The organism is Saccharopolyspora sp. NPDC002686 (genome assembly GCF_040295745.1).
In the GTDB taxonomy this organism is placed as follows: Bacteria; Actinomycetota; Actinomycetes; order Mycobacteriales; family Pseudonocardiaceae; genus Saccharopolyspora; species Saccharopolyspora oryzae.
Genome location: NZ_JBEOVY010000125.1, coordinates 1 through 19,681 on the forward strand (window position 1 = coordinate 1; position 19,681 = coordinate 19,681).

19 protein-coding genes are annotated in these 19,681 nt (G+C 70.7%); 14 read left to right on the forward strand and 5 right to left on the reverse strand.

The window, feature by feature from the left end; genetic code table 11:
• Positions 1 to 51: 51 nt before the first annotated feature.
• Complete coding sequence (locus ABTZ89_RS18205; RefSeq protein WP_270953320.1) at positions 52 to 693, reverse strand: GntR family transcriptional regulator; 642 nt, start codon at positions 691 to 693, stop codon at positions 52 to 54.
• Positions 694 to 840: 147 nt separating this feature from the next.
• On the opposite strand from ABTZ89_RS18205, the gene ABTZ89_RS18210 reads away from it, so the two are divergent.
• The 3 genes from ABTZ89_RS18210 to ABTZ89_RS18220 all read left to right on the forward strand — a co-directional run bounded on the left by ABTZ89_RS18210 (position 841) and on the right by ABTZ89_RS18220 (position 5,417).
• On the forward strand, positions 841 to 2,934 hold the full coding sequence (locus ABTZ89_RS18210) for a hydantoinase/oxoprolinase family protein (RefSeq protein WP_351046032.1): 2,094 nt from the start codon (positions 841 to 843) through the stop codon (positions 2,932 to 2,934).
• Complete coding sequence (locus ABTZ89_RS18215) at positions 2,931 to 4,655, forward strand: hydantoinase B/oxoprolinase family protein (RefSeq protein ID WP_351046035.1); 1,725 nt, start codon at positions 2,931 to 2,933, stop codon at positions 4,653 to 4,655. Before ABTZ89_RS18210 ends, ABTZ89_RS18215 begins: the two co-directional genes overlap by 4 nt.
• Positions 4,656 to 4,727: 72 nt before the next feature.
• Positions 4,728 to 5,417, forward strand: coding sequence for a DUF4232 domain-containing protein (locus ABTZ89_RS18220; protein ID WP_351046037.1), 690 nt, complete (start codon positions 4,728 to 4,730; stop codon positions 5,415 to 5,417).
• 50 nt (positions 5,418 to 5,467) lie between these two features.
• Here ABTZ89_RS18220 and ABTZ89_RS18225 read toward each other — a convergent pair whose 3' ends face one another.
• Positions 5,468 to 6,430 carry a GlxA family transcriptional regulator gene (locus ABTZ89_RS18225; RefSeq protein WP_270953324.1) on the reverse strand — a complete coding sequence of 321 codons (963 nt, stop codon included), beginning with the start codon at positions 6,428 to 6,430 and terminating at the stop codon, positions 5,468 to 5,470.
• A 136-nt stretch (positions 6,431 to 6,566) separates the two neighbouring features.
• On the opposite strand from ABTZ89_RS18225, the gene ABTZ89_RS18230 reads away from it, so the two are divergent.
• Positions 6,567 to 7,922, forward strand: a complete 1,356-nt coding sequence (locus ABTZ89_RS18230; protein ID WP_351046039.1) for an MFS transporter — start codon at positions 6,567 to 6,569, stop codon at positions 7,920 to 7,922.
• Here ABTZ89_RS18230 and ABTZ89_RS18235 read toward each other — a convergent pair.
• Positions 7,897 to 9,069 carry a glycoside hydrolase family 64 protein gene (locus ABTZ89_RS18235; protein ID WP_351046042.1) on the reverse strand — a complete coding sequence of 391 codons (1,173 nt, stop codon included), beginning with the start codon at positions 9,067 to 9,069 and terminating at the stop codon, positions 7,897 to 7,899. The two genes, ABTZ89_RS18230 and ABTZ89_RS18235, sit on opposite strands and share 26 nt — an antisense overlap.
• A gap of 318 nt (positions 9,070 to 9,387) precedes the next feature.
• On the opposite strand from ABTZ89_RS18235, the gene ABTZ89_RS18240 reads away from it, so the two are divergent.
• Complete coding sequence (locus ABTZ89_RS18240; RefSeq protein ID WP_351046045.1) at positions 9,388 to 10,044, forward strand: spermidine synthase; 657 nt, start codon at positions 9,388 to 9,390, stop codon at positions 10,042 to 10,044.
• Here ABTZ89_RS18240 and ABTZ89_RS18245 read toward each other — a convergent pair whose 3' ends face one another.
• A complete protein-coding gene (locus ABTZ89_RS18245) occupies positions 10,045 to 10,560 on the reverse strand; it encodes a methylated-DNA--[protein]-cysteine S-methyltransferase (RefSeq protein ID WP_351046048.1) in 516 nt (171 codons plus the stop codon).
• Between the two features lie 115 nt (positions 10,561 to 10,675).
• On the opposite strand from ABTZ89_RS18245, the gene ABTZ89_RS18250 reads away from it, so the two are divergent.
• From ABTZ89_RS18250 to nusB, 3 genes are all read left to right on the forward strand, one after another.
• Positions 10,676 to 11,785 (forward strand): M24 family metallopeptidase, encoded by a 1,110-nt coding sequence (locus ABTZ89_RS18250; RefSeq protein WP_270953329.1) that lies wholly within the window; start codon positions 10,676 to 10,678, stop codon positions 11,783 to 11,785.
• Between the two features lie 82 nt (positions 11,786 to 11,867).
• On the forward strand, positions 11,868 to 12,434 hold the full coding sequence (gene efp / locus ABTZ89_RS18255) for an elongation factor P (protein WP_270953330.1): 567 nt from the start codon (positions 11,868 to 11,870) through the stop codon (positions 12,432 to 12,434).
• Between the two features lie 42 nt (positions 12,435 to 12,476).
• Positions 12,477 to 12,899 (forward strand): transcription antitermination factor NusB, encoded by a 423-nt coding sequence (gene nusB, locus ABTZ89_RS18260; protein WP_270953331.1) that lies wholly within the window; start codon positions 12,477 to 12,479, stop codon positions 12,897 to 12,899.
• 285 nt (positions 12,900 to 13,184) lie between these two features.
• Here the strand turns inward: nusB and bldD are convergent, their stop codons facing one another.
• Positions 13,185 to 13,673, reverse strand: coding sequence for a transcriptional regulator BldD (gene bldD / locus ABTZ89_RS18265; RefSeq protein ID WP_010311046.1), 489 nt, complete (start codon positions 13,671 to 13,673; stop codon positions 13,185 to 13,187).
• A gap of 288 nt (positions 13,674 to 13,961) precedes the next feature.
• Between bldD and pyrR the strand changes: the two genes are divergently transcribed.
• The 6 genes from pyrR to carB all read left to right on the forward strand — a co-directional run.
• Positions 13,962 to 14,552, forward strand: coding sequence for a bifunctional pyr operon transcriptional regulator/uracil phosphoribosyltransferase PyrR (pyrR, locus tag ABTZ89_RS18270; RefSeq protein WP_270953332.1), 591 nt, complete (start codon positions 13,962 to 13,964; stop codon positions 14,550 to 14,552).
• Positions 14,552 to 15,484, forward strand: a complete 933-nt coding sequence (locus ABTZ89_RS18275; protein ID WP_270953334.1) for an aspartate carbamoyltransferase catalytic subunit — start codon at positions 14,552 to 14,554, stop codon at positions 15,482 to 15,484. Before pyrR ends, ABTZ89_RS18275 begins: the two co-directional genes overlap by 1 nt.
• Before the next feature lie 136 nt (positions 15,485 to 15,620).
• Complete coding sequence (locus tag ABTZ89_RS18280) at positions 15,621 to 16,919, forward strand: dihydroorotase (RefSeq protein WP_351046054.1); 1,299 nt, start codon at positions 15,621 to 15,623, stop codon at positions 16,917 to 16,919.
• Between the two features lie 168 nt (positions 16,920 to 17,087).
• Positions 17,088 to 17,456: a PH-like domain-containing protein gene (locus ABTZ89_RS18285; RefSeq protein WP_351046057.1), complete on the forward strand. Its 369-nt coding sequence runs from the start codon at positions 17,088 to 17,090 to the stop codon at positions 17,454 to 17,456.
• An 82-nt stretch (positions 17,457 to 17,538) separates the two neighbouring features.
• Positions 17,539 to 18,660: a glutamine-hydrolyzing carbamoyl-phosphate synthase small subunit gene (gene carA / locus ABTZ89_RS18290; protein ID WP_270953335.1), complete on the forward strand. Its 1,122-nt coding sequence runs from the start codon at positions 17,539 to 17,541 to the stop codon at positions 18,658 to 18,660.
• A 1-nt stretch (position 18,661) separates the two neighbouring features.
• Positions 18,662 to 19,681: carbamoyl-phosphate synthase large subunit (gene carB, locus ABTZ89_RS18295; protein ID WP_351046062.1), on the forward strand; the 1,020-nt coding region annotated here is incomplete at its 3' end.

Consider the following 19,681-nt stretch of genomic DNA (forward strand, 5'->3'; position numbering starts at 1 on the left):
TGGAAATCGGACCTCTGATTTCCATTGAATTTGCGGAACCTCGGGGTCGGGTCAGTCGATGAAGTGGTCTTGGAGGGCTTTTTCGGCGTCGACGAGGTAGGTGTCCAGGAGTTGGGCCGCGGCTTCGATGTCGCCGGAGCCGAGGGCTTCGGCGATCTCGGAGTTGCGCTTCAGGAAGGCCGCGTGGAAGACCTGGGTGTCCTTCATGTGCGCGTAGGCGAGCCGGAACTCGGCGAGCACCTCGCTGACCATGGCGTCCAGCCGCGGGCTTCCTGCGAGTGCGACCAGCGCTTCGTGGAACCGGATGCTGGCCGCCGCCACCGCATCCCATCGTCCCTGGTCGGCGGCCTCGTGGCCGTCCTTGATGGCGGTGGCGACCCGGCGGAGCCCGGCCGGTCGCAGGCTCCGGATGTGGCGCAGCGCAGCGCATTCCACGACCCGCCGGACCTCGTAGAGGTCGGCGACGTCCTGCCGGCTGAGCTGGCGGACGAACACACCGCGGCTGAGCTCGTGGACCAGCAGCCGTTCCCGGATCAGCAGCCGGAACGCCTCGCGCAGGGTGCTGCGGGAGACCCCGTGGGCTTGCTTGACCCGCTCCTCGGACAGCCGCATGCCGGGCACGAGCTCGCCCGCGGCGATCTGATCGCGCAGCGCGTCGGCCACCCGGGTGGCGGCACCGCTGGAGTCGGTCACGTGAGGTCCTCTCTGCTGTCGGCGCGGAATGCGCGCAGGCCAAGACTACCCGGTGCGCATCCGGAAATCGTCTGACGATCCGTTGCCAGATCGTCAGACGATCCGTACTCTCCCGGTGGCCGGGCAGTCGAACCGGGAGGACTCCCCATGACAGACCCACGTCCGCTGCGGATCGGGGTGGACATCGGCGGCACCTTCACCGACATGGCCATCCTCGACGACAACGGGATCGTCGCCGTCGGCAAAGCGCTGACCACGCACCGGGAACCGGCGGCCGCCGTCGAGCAGGTGCTGCGGCAGACCCTCGCGGACAACCGGCTCGACCCGGCGGGCATCACCACCGTCGTGCACGGAACCACCTTGGTGACCAACGCGCTGATCGAGCGCCGGGGCGCGCGCACCGCGCTGCTGACCACCGAGGGCTTCCGCGACGTCGTCGAGATGGGCCGCGAGCACCGCTACGAGCTCTACGACCTCGGCCTCGAACTGCCCCGCCCGCTGGTGCCCAGGCACCTGCGCTTCGGCGTGCCGGAGCGGATGCGGGCCGACGGCTCGGTGCTGACCCCGCTCGACGTCGACGCGGTGCGGCGGTTGGGCGTCGAGCTCGTCGCCGCCGGCGTGGAAGCAGTGGCCGTGTGCTTCCTGCACAGCCACACCAACGGCGAGCACGAGCGGCAGGCCAGGGAAGTCCTCGCCGAGGTCGCACCGCAGCTGCGGGTCGCGCTGTCCTGCGAGGTCAACCCCGAGATCCGCGAGTACGAGCGGAGTTCCACCACGCTCGCCAACGTCTACGTGCAGCAGCTGGTGGAGACCTACCTGGCCGACCTGCGGGAGCGGCTGCACCGCTGCGGTGTCCGCACCGATCCGCTGATCATGCTGTCCAACGGCGGGGTCGCCGCGCTGGAGACGGCCCGGCGCTTCCCCATCCGGATGCTGGAGTCCGGGCCCGCGGGCGGCGCGCTGGGAGCCGTCGCCTTCGGCCGCACCGCGCAGCGCCCCGACCAGCTGGCCTTCGACATGGGCGGGACCACCGCCAAGCTCTGCGTGGTCGAGCGCGACCGGCCGCTGATCACCCACACCTTCGAGGTGGACCGGGTGTACCGGCTGCGCGCCGGATCGGGGCTGCCGGTGCGCGCGCCGGTCATCGACATGATCGAGATCGGCACCGGCGGCGGCTCGATCGCCCGGGTGGACCCGCTCGGCCTGATCACCGTCGGCCCGGATTCGGCGGGCTCGGAACCCGGTCCGGTCTGCTACGGCCGCGGCGGCACCCGGTGCACGGTGACCGACGCCGACGTCGTGCTCGGCTACCTCGACCCGGCTCGGTTCCTCGGCGGCGAGATGCACCTGGACGCGGCCGCTTCGGAAGCAGCGATCAAGGAGCAGATCGCCGATCCGCTGGGGGTTTCGGTCGTGGAAGCGGCGTGGGGCGTGCACACGACGGCCAACGAGAACATGGCCAACGCGGCCCGCGTGCACGCCATCGAGCGCGGTCAGGATCCGGCGCGGCTGCCGGTCTTCGTCTCCGGCGGGAACGGTCCGCTGCACGGCCCGGGGGTGGCGCGGGCGCTCGGCGCGCCGTCGATGGTCGCGCCTCCGGCGGCGGGCGTGCTCAGCGCGCTCGGTTTCCTGTCCGCTCCGATGTCGATCGACATCGTCCGCTCCCGGCACGCGCTGCTGGGCGATCTCGACCTCGACGAGGCCGCCGCGCTGTTCGCGGAGATGGCGCGCGAGGGCACCGACGTCCTGGTCGGCTCCGGTCTGTCCGAAGTGGACGTCACCTGCGAGCGGGCGCTGGAGATGCGGTTCGTCGGCCAGGGCAGCGAGATCGAGGTCCCGGTGCCGCCGCTGGAGGTTCCGGACTGGCGCGCCGAAGTGTTGGCGAGCTTCCGCGCCCAGTACGCGCAGCGGTTCGGCACCGTCGCGCCGACCGGCGTCGAGCCGGAACTGCTGACCTGGCGGGTCACCGCCAGCGGGCCGAACCCGAGCGGCCGGCTGGGCTTCGACTCCACTTCGGACGGTTCGGATGCGCTGCTGGGCCACCGCGAGGCCTACTTCGCCGACGGCTACGCGGCGACCGCGGTCTACGACCGCTACCGGCTGCGCGCCGGGACCGTGCTCGAAGGACCGGCGCTGGTGGAGGAGCGGGAAGCGACCCTGCTCGTGCCGCCCGGCGCCAAGTGCACGGTCGAAGCCGACAGCAGCATCTTCGTCGAGTTCACCGCTGGAGGATCCCGATGAGCCGCGTCGACCCGGTGGTGGTCGGACTGGTCGCCAACCGCCTGCACTCGCTGCTCGACGAGCAGCAGGCCGCCCTGGTCAACACCGCGTTCAGCCCGGTGGTGCGGGAATCGCTGGACCTGGCCTGCGCGGTGTTCGACTCCGCGGGCGAGATGGTCGGGCAGTCCAGCGGCGGCACCCCCGGCCACATCAACGCGATGGCGACCGGGATGCGGCACATCGTCGCCGAGCACCCGCCGGGGACCCTCGCCGACGGCGACGTGCTGATCACCAACGACCCGTGGATGACCAGCGGGCAGATCAACGACATCACGGTGGCCACCCCCGCTTTCCGCGACGGGCGGCTGATCGCGTGGTTCGCCAGCTGCTGCCACTCCCCGGACATCGGCGGGCGCATCCTGTCCGCGGCGGCCTCGGAGGTGTTCGAGGAGGGGCTGCGGCTGCCGATCCTCAAGCTGCGCACCGCCGAAGGCCCCGACCGGACGCTGGAACGGTTGATCCGGGCCAACGTCCGCACGCCGGACGAGACGATGGGCGATATCTACGCGCAGGTCTCGGCGAACCAGGTGGGCATCCGCAGCCTCGACCGGATGCTCGACGAGTTCGGGCTGGACGGCATCGACGTGGTGGCCGGCGAGATCATGCGCCGCTCGGAGCAGGCGCTGCGCACCGCGCTGCGGGCCATCCCGGACGGCCGGTACTCGGCCAGCATGGACTCCGACGGCTTCGACGACCAGGCGATCCACCTGGAGGTGACCGCCGAGGTCGCCGGGGACGCCGTCCACATCGACTACACGGGCTCCTCGCCGCAGTCGCCGCACGGCATCAACGTGGTGCTCAACTACACCCGCGCCTACACGTCGTTCGCGATCAAGGCCGCGCTGGCGCCGGAGGTGCCGCACAACGCCGGGTCGTTCCGCCCGGTCGAGGTCACCGCACCGCGCGGTTCGGTGCTCAACTGCGTCGACCCCGCGCCGGTGGCCTCCCGGCACCTCATCGGGCACTTCCTGCCCAGCCTGCTGTTCGAAGCGCTGCGACCGGCCGTGCCCGGCGGGCTGCCCGCGATGAGCGCGGACGCGCTGTGGATGACGGTGTGGCGGGGCGGCGGGATCGACGAGCCGCGCCCGTTCACGCTCACGGTCTTCGGCGCGGGCGGAACCGGGGCGCGTCCGGACAAGGACGGGCTGAGCACCACCGGTTTCCCGACCGGCGTGCGGGCCGCGCCGACCGAGGTGCTGGAGACCTTGACGCCGCTGGTGCAGCAGCGGCGCGAGCTGCGGCCGGACTCCGGCGGTGCGGGACGGCACCGCGGCGGGCTGGGCCAGGTGGTCGAGGTGACCCGGCACGGCGAGCACGGCTGGACGGTCAACGCCAACATCGACCGGGTGGATTTCCCCGCGGTGGGGGCGGAATCCGGATCGGCCGGGGCGCCCGGCGAGTTCGTCGACGCCCGCACCGGCGAGCGCTTGCCCCGCAAGCAGCTGGTCCGGCTCGCACCGGATGCCGTGGTGCGGCTGCGGTTCCCGGGCGGGGGAGGGCACGGTGATCCCCTCGCGCGCCCGGTCGAGCAGGTGCTCGACGACGTGGTCAACGGGTACATCAGCATCGCCGCGGCTCGCGAGGAGTACGGCGTGGACGTCGAGTACGTGGGCGATCCCGAGGCGATCGTGCGCCCACCGGAGTCCTACCGGGTTCGGTCGGCTTCGCCGAGAAAAAGTTGAGCACCTGAGCAACCCTTGTCGGCACCAGGCGTCTACCGATCAGAAGACGCTGCAAGGAAGGGTGACGACACGATGATTCGGGCGAAGTTCCTCGCGATCACGGCGGCGACGCTGGCAGTCGGGCTGACCGCGTGCAGCCCCGGTGGTTCCGGCCAGCAGAGCGCGCAGAACAACGCCCAACCGATCGTCCAGGACTCCGCCGGTTCCAGCGCGGCGCCGCTGCCGTCCGACCAGAGCGGCGAGGCGCCGGAGAGCTCCGCGGTGCAGGAGGAGAAGCCCAGCGGGCAGGAGGACGCCCAGCCGGACACCTCCGCGGCCAACAACGAGTGCAAGGCCCGTGACCTCCAGCTGTCGTTCGGCGAGAGCGACGGCGCCGCGGGCAGCGTCTACCAGCCGCTGATCTTCACCAACTCCAGCGACCGCACCTGCGTCATGCAGGGCTTCCCGGGCGTTTCCTACGTCGGTGGCGACGACGGGCACCAGATCGGCGCCCCCGCGTTCCGGGTCGGCAAGAAGGGCGACGTGATCAGCCTCGCGCCCGGCGGCAAGGCGTCCGCGCTGATCAAGTTCGTCACGGTGGAGAACTACGACTCCGGCGAGTGCCAGCTGGAACCGGCCAAGGGCCTGCGGATCTACCCGCCGCACGACACCGCGTCGATGTTCATCCCGTTCGACTACGGCCAGAACGGCTGCGCCAACCCGAACATGGGCGACCACAACCAGCTGACGGTGCAGACCGTCCAAGCCGGCGTCGCGCAGTAATCCGGGTTCGCAGCGAGAGGCCGCCTGACGTCCGGGTCAGGCGGCCTTCGTCATGACCGGAAGGTCCGTCGGTAGGTGGCGGGGCTGGTGCCGAGGCGGTGGCGGAGGTGCTTGCGGAGCGAGGCCGCCGTGCTGAGGCCCGCTTGTTCGGCCACCGCGTCGATCGGGAGATCGGTGGATTCCAGCAGGTGGCGGGCGTGGTCCAGGCGTTGCTGGAGGAGCCAGTCCAGCGGGCTGGTGCCGGTCTCGTCCCGGAAGCGGCGGGTGAAGGTCCGCACGCTCATCCCCGCGTGCGCGGCGATCTGGCCGAGCGCGACCGGTTCGGCGAGGCGTTCCAGCAGCCAGGCGCGGGTGGCCGAGGTGCCGTTGCCGTTCGGGTCCGGCAGCGGCCGCTCGATGTACTGGGCCTGGCCGCCCTCGCGCCACGGCGGCACGACGCTGGAGCGGGCGGCGCGGTTGGCGACCTCGCTGCCGTGATCGCGGCGGATCACGTGCAGGCACAGGTCGATCCCGGCGGCCACGCCCGCCGAGGACAGCACGTCGCCGTCGTCCACGAACAGCACGTCCGGGTCCAGGTCCACCTGCGGGTACAGGCGCCGGAAGTCGTCCGCGTACTTCCAGTGCGTGGTCGCGCGGCGGCCGTCGAGCATGCCCGTCGCGGCGAGCACGAACGAGCCGGTGCAGATCGACATGATCCGGGTGCGCTCGGGGAGCCCGGCCAGGTAGTCGGCGATCTCCGGGTCCAGGCTGCCGTCGGTGCGCGGCCCCTTGAGGTGGGTGCCGGGGATGATCAGCGTGTCCGGCGCGGTCAGGAAGTCCGGATCGGCCCCGGGCAGGATCGAGAAACCCCTGGTGGTGGGGATGGGCCCGCCGTCGAGGCTGCACACCTGGACGTTGTAGAGCGGTGTGCCGTCCTCGTCGCGGGCGCCGACGAAGATCTGCGACGGGATCACCAGGTCGAAGCCGATGACCTCGGGCAGTCCCAGAACGGCGATGCGGTGCTGGCTGGCCATGCGCATTCCGCCTCTCCGCGTTTTTCAGTGGTGGTTGCGTCCGGGATTGATCTCGCGTTTCGAGGTTTCTTGTGGCTGGGTTGGATCACGGTCCCCTGAGGTGCGGTTGAGCAGGGCTCCGGTTGAGACAAGGGCCATGGCCGGATCTTCTCACATGTTGTCCCTCCGGCCACTAGTGTGGAGCCGTCGCCTCGGCGACGCTGGAGCGGTGATCAGCACTGCACCCGCGCGGCGGCTCCACCCGGCTTGGTGGATCGCGGCCGTCGCCTTCGTCGCCCTGGTCGGTGCCGCTGCGTTCCGCTCGGTGCCCGGCGTGTTCATGAATCCGCTGCACGACGAGTTCGGCTGGCCGCACAGCGTCATCTCGGCCGCCGTCTCGCTGAACCTGCTGCTCTACGGGCTGACCGCGCCGTTCGCGGCGGCGCTGATGATCCGCTTCGGCATCCGGCGGATCACCGTCACCGCGCTGGCGCTGGTCGCGGTCGGCAGCGGGCTCACCGTGTTCATGACGGCCAGCTGGCAGCTCGTGATCTGCTGGGGCCTGCTGGTCGGGCTGGGCACCGGGTCGATGGCGCTGGCCTTCGTGTCCACTGTGGTCGACCGGTGGTTCGTGGCGCGGCGAGGGCTGGTCAGCGGGGTGCTGACCGCGGGCAGCGCGACCGGGCAGCTGGTCTTCCTGCCGCTGGCCGCGGTTCTGGTGGAGCAGTTCGGGTGGCGCTTCGCCTCGCTGGTCATCGCCGCGTCAGCGCTGCTCGTCGCGGTGCTCGTGTGGTTGGTGATGCGCGAGTACCCCGCCGACGTCGGGACCACCGCGTACGGCGCGACCGGGGACGAGCCGGAACCCGCGCGAGATCAGGGGAATCCGGCGGCCGCGGCGCTGCGGGCGCTGCGCGATGCGGCCCGCACGCCTGCTTTCTGGCTGCTGGCAGGTGGTTTCGCGATCTGCGGGGCGAGCACGAACGGTCTGGTCAACACGCACTTCGTGCCCGCCGCGCACGACCACGGCATGCCGACGACGACGGCCGCCGGGCTGCTGGCCGTGATCGGCGTCTTCGACGTGCTGGGCACCGTGCTGTCCGGCTGGCTCACCGACAAGGTCAACCCGCGGATCCTGCTGGCCGCCTACTACACGCTGCGCGGGATCTCGCTGTTCGTGCTGCCGCAGCTGTTCGCGCCCTCGGTGGAGGCGAACATGGTGCTGTTCGTGGTGTTCTACGGCCTGGACTGGGTGGCCACCGTGCCCCCGACGATGGCGCTGTGCCGGGAGCACTTCGGGCCGCGCGCGTCGGTGGTGTTCGGCTGGGTCTTCGCCTCCCACCAGATCGGCGCGGCGGCCATCGCCAGCATCGCGGGCGTGGTGCGCGACCAGTTCGGCGACTACGCCGCGGCCTGGTACGGCGCCGGGCTGCTGTGCCTGCTGGCGACGGCCTTCTCGGTGTCGATCCGGCATCGGGCGCCGGAACCGGTCACCACGGCGTCAGCGTCACGGTGATCGACGTCGGCGCGCCGTCCTGGACGTAGGAGGCGAACCCGGCCACGTCGTCGAAGGCGAAGCCGTAGGCCTTGCCGTCCTCGGTGTTCTCGTGCATCACCTTCGAGTAGTGGTTGGTGATGTCGTGCCGGTAGAAGCCGCCCGGGTCGGTGCCCGGCTGGTCGGCGGAGTCGAGCAGGATCGAGCGGTTGAAACCGGCCCCGAGGATGGCCGCGACGGGGCCGGTGATGCCGTCGTTCGGGGCGGCCAGCGCGCCGTCGCAGAACAGGACGTCCCGCGTGGACGGTTTGCCGATGGGCTGCACGCCGCCGTCGAACTGGAAGGTGTCCCCGGAGATCTGGCCGGTGAAGACCTTGCCGTTGTCGGTGTCGACCCGCAGCTGGGTGCCCTGGTACTTCGACCAGACCTCCTCGATGTAGGAGTCGTAGTAGGTGTCCGGGAACTTGCCGAGGTCCAGGCCGTGGCCCGGCGCGATCACCCGCAGGTCGTCCTGGCGCAGCCCGGCGAAGTCGGAGTGCTCGGCGACGCCGTTGAGGATCCGCTCCCGGCCGCCGACGGGCACCGTGCCCGTGGTCTGGTCCTCGGCGCCCTGCAGGTGGATCGACAGCGGCACGCTGAACATGTCGACCATCGTGGTGTTGCAGTACATCCCGTCGGCCTTGAGCGTGAACTCGACGGTGTCGTGCAGGATCCCGTAGTTCGGGTCGGAGTCCACCCAGCCGGCCGGGTACTGCAGCGCGGGCTTGCCGTCGCCGCCGGTGACCACCTTGAACTTCAGCTTGTCGCCCAGCGCGAAGTAGATCCGCCCGGACATGCCCGGCAGGTCCAGCGTCGTGTCGCCGCTGCCCTGCAACGGGATCGCGTAGTCGGCGAAACCGTCGGAACCGTTGTCGGACTCCGAGACCGGCACCAGCTGGCCGTCCGGCGTGACCCGGGACTGCTCGCCGGTGTCGAGGTTCGTGCCGACGACGTAGACGTGGATCGAGGCGTTGTCGAACTGCCCGCTCTGGTTGACGATCGTCAGCGGCAGCGGGACGTTCGGCGCGCGGCGACCGGCGAACGCGGGGGCGGCGGACAGGCCGCCGAGGACGGGCACGGCGAGGGCGGCGGCGGAGACACCGCCGAGGAAGGATCGTCTGCTGAGCACGGCGCATCACCTTCGGTTCATCGGGTTCGGAGCGGCCCAATTCTGGGAGCGTCCACATCGGCCGGGAATAGTCCGAACCGCCGCCGGGCACTGCCCGAACCAGCCCAGCGGGCGAGTCATTTCCGGACAACGCCGAGCTTCCGGCGTTTCGGATGAACCGGGGGATAACCCTACGCGCGTTCCCGCATTTCCCGAACCCGGCGGAAAACCCGCGCTGACGCGGCCCCTGAGCGCCGGCCGCCGCCGTGCGAAATCGACCGGGGCCTGCGTGCGGGAGGGTAGCTCGGTCGGGGTGCGGGGTTGGTTAATGTTGTTCTGATGGCTGAACTTGTCGCGCGCGGGGAGACGGAGCGCGGCGAACTCGCCCTGCTGCGCCGGGGTGACTCGCTGGAGCTCCGGGTCAACGGCGTGTTCGTCATGGACACCGCGCACACCGAAACCGAACGGGAACTCGCCACCGCCACGCTGCGCGCGGTGGGCGGGGCGGATCTGCGGGTGCTGATCGGCGGGCTCGGCCTGGGGTTCACGCTGCGGGAGGTGCTGGCCGATCGGCGGGTGCGCGAGGCGCACGTCGTCGAGATCGAACCGGATCTGGTGACCTGGCACCGCGACGGACTCGTCCCGGAAACCGCTGCGGCGATCGGCGACGACCGGGTGCGCTGCCACGTCGGCGACGTGGCCGAGGTGATCGCCGCGCAGCCGCCGGAGCGCTTCGACGTCGTGCTGCTCGACGTGGACAACGGCCCGGACTTCCTCGTCTACGACGCCAACTCCGCGATCTACCGCGGTGAATTCCTCGCGCGCAGCAAGGAAAAGCTGGTTCCCGGCGGCACGCTGGCGATCTGGTCGGCCGACACCTCGCCGGAGCTGAAGGCCGCGCTGCACGAGGTGTTCGGCAACTGCGAAGAACTGGCGATCCCGGTCCAGCTCGGCCAGCACGAAACGACCTACCACCTGTTCCTGTCGGTCAGGTAGTCACAGGAGGTCGAGCTCCAGCAGGCTGGGTTCCAGGACCTCCTCCAGCACGAGCAGCCGGCGCTTGGCCTCCAGGCCCGGTCCGAACCCGCCGAGCCCGCCGCCGCTGGCCAGCACCCGGTGGCACGGCACGATCACCGGGACCGGGTTGCTGCCCATGATCGTCCCGACCGCGCGCGAGGCCTCCGGCCGCCCGGACAGCTCCGCCAGCCGCTTGTAGCTCACCGTCTCCCCGAACGGCACCAGCTCGAACAGGGTGCGCAGCACGTGCAGCCGCAAGCCCTGCAGCGGCTCCCACTCGATCGGCACGTCGAACTCCCGGCGGCGCCGCGCGAAGTACTCCTCGAGCTGCCGGGCGGCCTCGACCGCGACCCCGGTGTCCCGGCTCAGCTCCGCGTCGTACTCGCCGAGCACCGCGTCCGGCCCGGCGAAGGCCACCTGGCGGACCCCGGACGCACCGGCCACCACGGTCAGCTCACCGACCGGGCTCGCCACCACGCTCCACGACAGCGACATGCCGTGAACGGTAGCGCCCTGCACCGACAACGCCCTGCGCACAAGCTCGTGGCGGCTTCCCGCCGACCTCTTCCTGACCAGGTCCGCCCACCGGTTCGCGAGTTAGGCTCCCGACATGTCCGAAGCGCACTCCCACCGACGGCAAGCCCTCCGCGACCGCCTGCGCGAGCAGGAGCTGGACGCGATGCTGGTGACCGATCTGCTCAACATCCGCTACCTCACCGGCTTCACCGGGTCCAACGCCGCGCTGGTGGTGCACGCCGCCGACGAGCAGGGTGCCGAGTCGCGGACGGTGTTCTGCACCGACGGCCGCTACCTGACGCAGGCGTCCGAGCAGGTCCCGGACCTGGAGCGGGTGATCGACCGGGCCAGCGACCTGACGCTGGCCGAGCGGATCGGTTCGGCGGCCGCCGAGCACCGCCGCGTCGGGTTCGAGAGCCAGCACGTCACCGTCGACCGCCGCGACGTGCTGGCCGACGCCGCGGGGAAGGCCGAGCTGGTGCGCGCGCCGGGGCACGTCGAGGAGCTGCGGCTGATCAAGGACGAGGTCGAGATCGAGGCGCTGCGGATGGCCTGCGCCGCCGCCGACCGGGCGCTGGCCGACCTCATCGAGCACGGCGGGTTGCGCCCCGGCCGCACCGAGCTGGAGGTCGCCCGCGAGCTCGACGGGCGGATGCTCGACCACGGCGCCGCCGGGCCGTCGTTCGAGACGATCGTGGCCGCCGGGGCGAACTCCGCGGTCCCGCACCACCGCCCGACCGACGCGGTGCTGACCACCGGCGACTTCGTGAAGATGGACTTCGGCGCCCTGGTCGACGGCTACCACTCGGACATGACCCGCACCGTGGTGCTGGGCAAACCGGCCGACTGGCAGCGCGAGATCTACGAGCTGGTGCGCACCTCGCAGGCCGCCGGGCGGGCCGCGGTGCGGGTCGGCACCGAGGTGCGCGAGGTGGACACCGCGGCGCGCAAGGTGATCGAGGACGCCGGGTACGGCGAGCAGTTCCTGCACGGCCTCGGACACGGCGTCGGGCTGGAGATCCACGAGGCACCGACTTTGTCGCAGCGGGGAGACGGTAGAATCAGCGCCGGGATGGCGGTCACCGTCGAGCCTGGCGTTTATCTGGCGGGGCGGGGCGGGGTCCGCATCGAGGACACGCTGGTCGTGCGTCCCAGCACACCGGAGCTCCTCACCTTGACGACGAAGGAGCTCGTCGCAGTCTGACGCACCCCGGTGCGCCGACATCGCCGGAATTGCGATCCGGCGGAACACGCCCGAAGCCATCACCACAGGAGAGATTCCCACCGTGGCATCCACGAACGACCTGAAGAACGGACTGGTGCTCAACATCGACGGCCAGCTCTGGTCCGTCGTGAACTTCCAGCACGTCAAGCCCGGCAAGGGCGGCGCCTTCGTGCGCACCACGCTGAAGAACGTGCTCTCCGGCAAGGTCCTCGACAAGACGTTCAACGCCGGTGTGAAGGTGGACACCGCGAACGTCGACCGCCGCGAGATGACCTACCTCTACAACGACGGCCAGGACTACGTGTTCATGGAGCCGGACACCTACGAGCAGATCAACGTCTCGGCGGACGTGGTCGGCGACGCGGCGAACTACATGCTGGAGAACAGCCAGGTCGTCATCGCCCGCCACGACGGCAACCCGCTGTACGTCGAGCTGCCCGCCTCGGTCGAGCTGGTCGTCCAGCACACCGACCCGGGCCTGCAGGGCGACCGCTCCACCGGTGGCACCAAGCCGGCCACCCTGGAGACCGGTGCCGAGATCCAGGTGCCGCTGTTCCTCAACACCGGTGACAAGGTCAAGGTCGACCCGCGCGACGGCCGGTACCTCAGCCGCGTCAACACCAAATGAGCGCCTGCCCGTCGGCCGCTGCGGCCGGGAAGAGGGTGTGAGGTGGGTTCTCGGAGCAAGGCGCGCAAGCGCGCGGTGGACTTCCTCTACGAGGCCGACCAGCGCGGCGTCGACGCGGTGACCCTGCTGTCCGACCGGGTCGGATCGCCGGAGGTCCCGCCGGTCAACGACTACACCGTCACCCTCGTGGAGGGTGTCGCGGAGAACCGCGAGCGGATCGACGAGCTGCTCACCCAGCACGCCGAGGGCTGGTCCCTGGACCGGATGCCCGCGGTGGACCGCTCGGTGCTGCGGCTGGGCCTCTACGAGCTGCTGTGGCGGAGCGACGACGTTCCCCCGGCGGTGGCCATCGACGAGGCGGTGGAGCTGGTCAAGGCCCTGTCCACCGACGACTCGCCCAGGTTCGTCAACGGCGTCCTGGGCCGCATCGCGGGCATCGGCAACAAGCTGCGCAAGACCGTCTGAGCAGCGGCTGACGCAAATTCCATTGAAATCGGACCTCCGATTTCAATGGAATTCGCGTGACAGGTACGACGGAACGAGGGGCACCTCCGGACCGGATCGGTCCAGGGGTGCCCCTCGTTCGTGCCCAGTTCGTCGCACGATCGGTGGATGCGCGAAGGGCGCTCCGGACCGACCAGCTCGGTCCGGAGCGCCCTTCACCGCGCCTTCGCCGCTAGGGGGAAGCGTGAAGAGCGCCGGCCGCCGAGTGGTTCGGGGCCAGGCGCTCTCCTGGTTGTGCGGTAGTTCTCACTCCTCGCGGGCCGGGCGGGCCTCCGGGGGAAGCACGCCCCAATCGATGAGCTGCTCGGTGAGCTCACCTGGCGTCATGTCGTAGATGATGGCCAGGGATCGCAGGTCCTCGGTGCGAATGGACAGCACCTTGCCGTTGTAGTCACCGCGCTGGCTCTGGATGGTGGCCGCGTAGCGGGCCAGCGGGCCCACCTTCTCAGCGGGCAGCTGCTGCAGCCGCTCCAGGTTGATCACGACTTTGGTGGCGGGCTCGGCGCCGGACGGCACCCGACCCTCCGGAAGCAGTTCTGCGACCGGAACCCCGTAGAAGTCGGCCAGTTCGGCCAGCTTCTGCACGGTCACCGCACGGTCGCCGCGCTCATAGGACCCGACGACCACGGCCTTCCACCGCCCGCCAGACTTCTGCTCGACGCCGTGCAGCGACAAACCCTGCTGCTGGCGGATAGCGCGGAGCTTGCTGCCCAGCGCCTTGGCGTAGTCGCCCATGTGGCGTTTCTCCGTTCGTTCGCCCCGTCAGCCGATAGTGCCGACCGGGGAGCAAAGCTCAGATCGATACGGAGAGTAATGTTCGCTCGCCAGCGTCACCAGGTCAAGTTGGTCTTTGTCGGCATTGGGGCGAGTCCTGCCACACCACCCGGACGATTGACCGCTGAACCTTGATAGCGTACGAGGAGGCCCGGCGGTCCACCCGAGTTCGCACGACGGTGACTGCGGGGCAGGTCACACACCATCCTTTAAGGATCCGTCCAGCGAGGCGGAGAAGGAGGTCGCACCGTGGCGTCACGCCCACCGGCGGACGCGGCGGACCCGGTCGGGCAGCGGGAGCTGCTCTCGACCGGTGACGTTGCGCGCACGATTGCCCGGATCGCTCACCAGATCATCGAGAAGACCGCGCTGGACACCGGCAGCAGCGATGTCGTGCTGCTGGGGATCCCGACCAGGGGGACTTCGCTGGCGCGGCGGCTGGCCGCGAAGATCAGCGAGTTCAGCGGGGTGACCGTTCCCACCGGAACCCTGGACATCACGCTCTACCGGGACGACTTGCGCAAGCGCCCGAACCGCCCGCTGGAGCCCACCAACCTGCCCGTCGAGGGCATCGACGGCGCACTGGTCGTCCTCGTCGACGACGTCCTGTTCTCCGGCCGCACCGTGCGAGCCGCGCTCGACGCCCTCCGCGACCAGGGCCGTCCCCGCGCGGTGCAGCTGGCCGTGCTGGTCGACCGCGGTCACCGCGAACTGCCCATCCGCGCCGACTACGTCGGCAAGAACATCCCCACCTCGCGCTCCGAGGGTGTCGCCGTGCACCTGGAGGAGACCGACGGCTCGGACCGCGTGGTGCTTCGGCGCGATGAGGAGAACGAGTGATGCGCCACCTGCTGTCCACCGAGGGCTTGGACGCGGCGACCGCGACCAGCGTCCTCGACACCGCCGACACGCTCAAGCAGACGCTGCTGGGGCGCGAGGTGAAGAAGCTGCCGACGTTGCGCGGGCGCACGGTGGTGACGCTGTTCTACGAGAACTCCACGCGCACCCGGGTCTCCTTCGAGGTCGCGGGCAAGTGGATGAGCGCCGACGTGATCAACGTCTCGGCCAGCAGCTCGTCGGTCAACAAGGGCGAGTCGCTGCGCGACACCGCGCTGACGCTGGCCGCCGCGGGCGCTGACTGCGTGATCATGCGGCACCCGGCCTCCGGTGCGGCGCACCGGCTGGCGGGCTGGCTCGACGAGGTCGGCACGCAGGTCGTCAACGCGGGCGACGGCATGCACGAGCACCCGACGCAGGCGCTGCTGGACGCTGCGACGCTGCGGGAGCGGCTGGGCGAGCTCAACGGCCGCCGCATCGCGATCGTCGGCGACCTGCTGCACAGCCGGGTCGCGCGCTCAAACGTGCACCTGCTGCGCACCCTGGGCGCCGAGGTGGTGCTGGTCGCGCCGCCGACGCTGGTGCCCACCGGTGTCGAGCACTGGGGCGCGGAGGTGCGCCACGAGCTCGACCCGGAGCTGCCGAAGCTGGACGCGGTGATGATGCTGCGCGTCCAGGCCGAGCGGATGCACGGCGGCTTCTTCCCGTCGGCCCGCGAGTACTCCATCGCCTACGGGCTCAACCAGGCGCGGATGGACAAGCTGCCGGAGCACGCGGTCGTGCTGCACCCCGGCCCGATGCTGCGCGGCATGGAGATCGCCCCGGCAGTCGCCGATTCCCCGCGCGCCGCCATCACCCAGCAGGTCAGCAATGGCGTGCACGTGCGCATGGCGGTGCTCTACCACCTGCTGGCGGGAGAGGAGCTCGCGGCATGAGTAGTCCTGTTTCAAACCGAGTCCTGCTCGCCGCACCTCAGGGGAACGTGATGCAAACCAGCCACAGGAAACCGCGAAACGCGAGCTTGATCGCGAACGCAACCACAACTGTGAATCGCGGAGAGGCGGAACGGGCATGAGCCGGCTGTTGTTGAAGGACGTCCGCCCCTACGGCGAGGGCGAACCCGTTGACGTGCTGGTCGAGGGCGAGGTCATCGCCGAGATCGGCACGAACCTCGAGGTCGACGCCGACGAGATCGTGCAGGCCGGCGGCGCGGTGCTGCTGCCGGGCTTCGTCGACCTGCACACCCACCTGCGGGAGCCGGGCCGCGAGGACGCCGAGACCGTCGAGACCGGTTCGAGCGCTGCGGCGCTGGGCGGCTACACCGCGGTCTTCGCGATGGCCAACACCGATCCGGTCGCCGACAACGCGGTGATCGTCGAGCACGTGTGGCGGCGCGGCCGGGAGGTCGGCCTGGTCGACGTGCACCCGGTGGGTGCGGTGACGGTCGGGCTCAAGGGCGAGAAGCTCGCCGAGCTGGGCACCATGCGGCGCTCGGCCGCCGAGGTCCGGGTCTTCTCCGACGACGGCCACTGCGTGCACGACCCGCTGATCATGCGGCGCGCGCTGGAGTACACGAAGTCCTTCGGCGGAGTCGTCGCCCAGCACGCCGAGGAGCCCCGCCTGACGGTGGGCGCGCAGGCGCACGAGGGCGCGAACGCCGCGCGGCTGGGCCTGGCGGGCTGGCCCGCCCCGGCCGAGGAAGCGATCGTCGCGCGCGACTGCCTGCTCGCCGGGCACACCGGCGGCACGCTGCACGTCTGCCACGTCTCCACCTCGGGCACCGCGGACATCCTGCGCTGGTGGAAGTCCCGCGAGACCGCCGGCCAGGTGTCGGCCGAGGTCACGCCGCACCACCTGCTGCTGACCGACGACCGGCTCGAGACCTACGACCCGGTCAACAAGGTCAACCCGCCGCTGCGCACCGACGCCGACGTGCTGGCACTGCGCCAGGCACTGGCCGACGGCACGGTGGACTGCGTGGCCACCGACCACGCCCCGCACGCTGCGCAGGACAAGGATTGCGAGTGGTCCGCCGCGAAGCCGGGCATGCTCGGCCTGCAGACCGCGCTCGGCATTGTCGTGCAGACGATGGTGCGCTCGGGGCTGCTGGACTGGCGCGGGGTCGCGCGGGTGATGAGCGAGCGACCCGCCGAGATCGGCGGGCTGGCCGATCAGGGCCGCCCGGTCGCGGTGGGCGAGCCGGCCAACCTGGTGCTGGTCGACCCCGACGCCGAGTGGACCGTGCGCGGCGCGGAGCTGGCCAGCCTCGGGGAGAACTCGCCGTTCGACGGCATGCAGCTGCCCGGCCGGGTGGTCGCGACGATGCTGCGCGGACGGCTCACCGCGCACGAGGGCAAGGTGAGGCGCTGATGGAACGCTTCCTCTGGGTGCTCGCGCTGCTCGCGCTGATCGCGCTGGTGTTCTTCGGGATGCGGCGCGGCTGGGTCAACCGGGCCCGCCGCCAGGGCGCCGAGCTGCCGGGACTTCCCGGCGCCGCCGGGCGAACCGGGCGAGGAGCTGCGGCCGGCCGCCACCGGCATGTACGTCGGCACCACGAGGGCCAGCGACTGGCAGGACCGGATCGCGGTCGGCGACATCGGCCACCGCGCCAACGGCACCGCGCACCTGCACGCCGCGGGGCTGCTGCTGCGCCGCGAAGGCGCCAGCGACCTGTGGATCCCGGCGGAGTCCGTCGTGGACTGCCGCCTGGACCACAAGCTGGCCAACAAGGTGGTGCCCGGCGCGGGCCTGGTCGTGGTGACCTGGCGCCTCGGCGAGGTGCTGCTGGACACCGGCTTCCGCAGCGACGACAAGGACGCGCAGACCGACTGGGTCGAGGCGATCCGCGCGCTGGGCCCCGACGTCGAGGCGTCCCGCGACGAGGCGACCGGATCGGGCGCGCGATGACCGCGACCGACTTCAGCCAAGCGGCGATTTCGCCGCACCACGAGATCATCCACGGCTCCGCCGAGCCGTGGCAGGAGGAAAAATGAGCGACCACGTCCCGGCCGCGCTGGTGCTGGAGGACGGCCGGATCTTCCGCGGGGAGGCCTACGGCAAGGTGGGCCGCACCCTCGGTGAGGTCGTGTTCACCACCGGCATGACCGGCTACCAGGAGACCCTGACCGACCCCTCGTACCACCGCCAGATCGTGGTGCAGACCGCGCCGCAGATCGGCAACACCGGGTGGAACGACGAGGACGACGAGTCCGCGCAGATCTGGGTCGCCGGTTACGCCGTGCGCGACCCCGCGCGGCGGCCGTCGAACTGGCGCTCGCGCCGCTCCCTGGACGAGGAGCTGGAGCGCCAGGGCGTCGTCGGCATCGCGGGCATCGACACCCGCACCCTGACCCGGCACGTCCGCGAGCTGGGCGCGATGCGCGGCGGGGTCTTCTCCGGTCCCGAGCTGGGCACCGATGACGAGATGATCGCCGCGGTCAAGGCGAGCGCCGAGATGGTCGGCGCTTCGCTGGCCGGTGACGTCACCACCGCCGAGCCCTACGTGGTGCCTGCGATCGGCGAGAAGCGGTTCACCGTGGCCGCGCTGGACCTGGGCATCAAGTCCAACACCCCGCGGATGATGTCCGAGCGCGGCATCGAGGTGCACGTGCTGCCGCTGACGTCCACTTTGGACGAGGTGCTGTCGATCAGCCCGGACGGCCTGTTCCTGTCCAACGGCCCCGGCGACCCGGCCACCACCGACGCGCAGGTCGAGCTGACCCGCCAGGCCCTGGACCGCAAGCTGCCGCTGTTCGGCATCTGCTTCGGCAACCAGATCCTCGGTCGCGCGCTGGGCCGCGGCACCTACAAGCTGCAGTACGGCCACCGCGGCATCAACATCCCGGTCATCGACGCGGAGACCGGCAAGGTCGCGATCACCGCGCAGAACCACGGTTTCGCCGTCGAGGGCGAGCCGGGGGAGCGGTTCGACACCGACTTCGGCCGCGCGATGGTCAGCCACCACTGCGCCAACGACGGTGCGGTCGAGGGCCTGCGGCTGCTCGACGGCCCGGCGTTCAGCGTCCAGTACCACCCCGAAGCGGCAGCGGGCCCGCACGACGCCGCGCCGCTGTTCGACAAGTTCGTTGATCTGATGAGTGAGGCGCGCTGATATGCCGAAGAGGACCGACATTAAGCACGTGCTCGTCATCGGTTCCGGGCCGATCGTGATCGGCCAGGCGTGCGAGTTCGACTACTCCGGCACCCAGGCCTGCCGGGTGCTGCGCGAGGAGGGCATCCGCGTTTCGCTGGTGAACTCCAACCCGGCGACGATCATGACCGACCCGGAGTTCGCCGACGCGACCTACATCGAGCCGATCACCCCGGAGTTCGTGGAGAAGGTGATCGCGGCCGAGCGGCCCGACGCCATCCTGGCCACGCTGGGCGGCCAGACCGCGCTGAACACCGCGATGGCGCTGGACGAGCTCGGCGTGCTGGAGAAGTACGGCGTGGAGCTGATCGGCGCGGACATCGAGGCGATCCAGCGCGGCGAGGACCGGCAGCGGTTCAAGGACATCGTGCGCTCCGTGGGCGGCGAGGTGCCCGAGTCGGCGGTGTGCAAGTCCATGGAGGACGTGCGCGCGTTCGTCGCGGCGCACAGCCTCCCAGTGGTCATCCGGCCCAGCTTCACCATGGGCGGCCTGGGCTCGGGCATGGCGCACACCGAGGAGGAGCTGGAGCGGATGGCCTCCTTCGGGCTGGCCGAGTCCCCGGTGCACGAGGTCCTGATCGAGGAGAGCGTCCTCGGTTGGAAGGAGTACGAGCTCGAGCTGATGCGCGACCACGCGGACAACGTCGTGGTCATCTGCTCGATCGAGAACATCGACGCGATGGGCGTGCACACCGGTGACTCGGTCACGGTGGCGCCGTCGATGACGCTGACCGACCGCGAGTACCAGCACATGCGCGACGTGGGCATCGCGGTGCTGCGCGAGGTCGGGGTGGACACCGGTGGCTGCAACATCCAGTTCGCCATCCACCCGGAGACCGGCCGGATGGTCGTCATCGAGATGAACCCGCGGGTGTCGCGCTCCTCGGCGCTGGCGTCGAAGGCGACCGGTTTCCCGATCGCCAAGATCGCGGTGAACGCGCGGGCGGCCGGTCCGCGCCTGGGCCGCGACGTGCAGAAGGTC

Bases quoted from the DNA above. Each gene is read 5' to 3' on its own strand.
- ABTZ89_RS18210 (WP_351046032.1), top strand. From the start codon at position 841: ATGACAGACCCACGTCCGCTGCGGATCGGGGTGGACATCGGCGGCACC.
- ABTZ89_RS18215 (WP_351046035.1), top strand. From the start codon at position 2,931: ATGAGCCGCGTCGACCCGGTGGTGGTCGGACTGGTCGCCAACCGCCTG.
- ABTZ89_RS18220 (WP_351046037.1), top strand. From the start codon at position 4,728: ATGATTCGGGCGAAGTTCCTCGCGATCACGGCGGCGACGCTGGCAGTC.
- ABTZ89_RS18225 (WP_270953324.1), bottom strand. From the start codon at position 6,430: ATGGCCAGCCAGCACCGCATCGCCGTTCTGGGACTGCCCGAGGTCATC.
- ABTZ89_RS18230 (WP_351046039.1), top strand. From the start codon at position 6,567: ATGGCCGGATCTTCTCACATGTTGTCCCTCCGGCCACTAGTGTGGAGC.
- ABTZ89_RS18240 (WP_351046045.1), top strand. From the start codon at position 9,388: ATGGCTGAACTTGTCGCGCGCGGGGAGACGGAGCGCGGCGAACTCGCC.
- ABTZ89_RS18245 (WP_351046048.1), bottom strand. From the start codon at position 10,560: ATGTCGCTGTCGTGGAGCGTGGTGGCGAGCCCGGTCGGTGAGCTGACC.
- ABTZ89_RS18250 (WP_270953329.1), top strand. From the start codon at position 10,676: ATGTCCGAAGCGCACTCCCACCGACGGCAAGCCCTCCGCGACCGCCTG.
- bldD (WP_010311046.1), bottom strand. From the start codon at position 13,673: ATGGGCGACTACGCCAAGGCGCTGGGCAGCAAGCTCCGCGCTATCCGC.
- ABTZ89_RS18275 (WP_270953334.1), top strand. From the start codon at position 14,552: ATGCGCCACCTGCTGTCCACCGAGGGCTTGGACGCGGCGACCGCGACC.
- ABTZ89_RS18280 (WP_351046054.1), top strand. From the start codon at position 15,621: ATGAGCCGGCTGTTGTTGAAGGACGTCCGCCCCTACGGCGAGGGCGAA.
- ABTZ89_RS18285 (WP_351046057.1), top strand. From the start codon at position 17,088: ATGTACGTCGGCACCACGAGGGCCAGCGACTGGCAGGACCGGATCGCG.
- carA (WP_270953335.1), top strand. From the start codon at position 17,539: ATGAGCGACCACGTCCCGGCCGCGCTGGTGCTGGAGGACGGCCGGATC.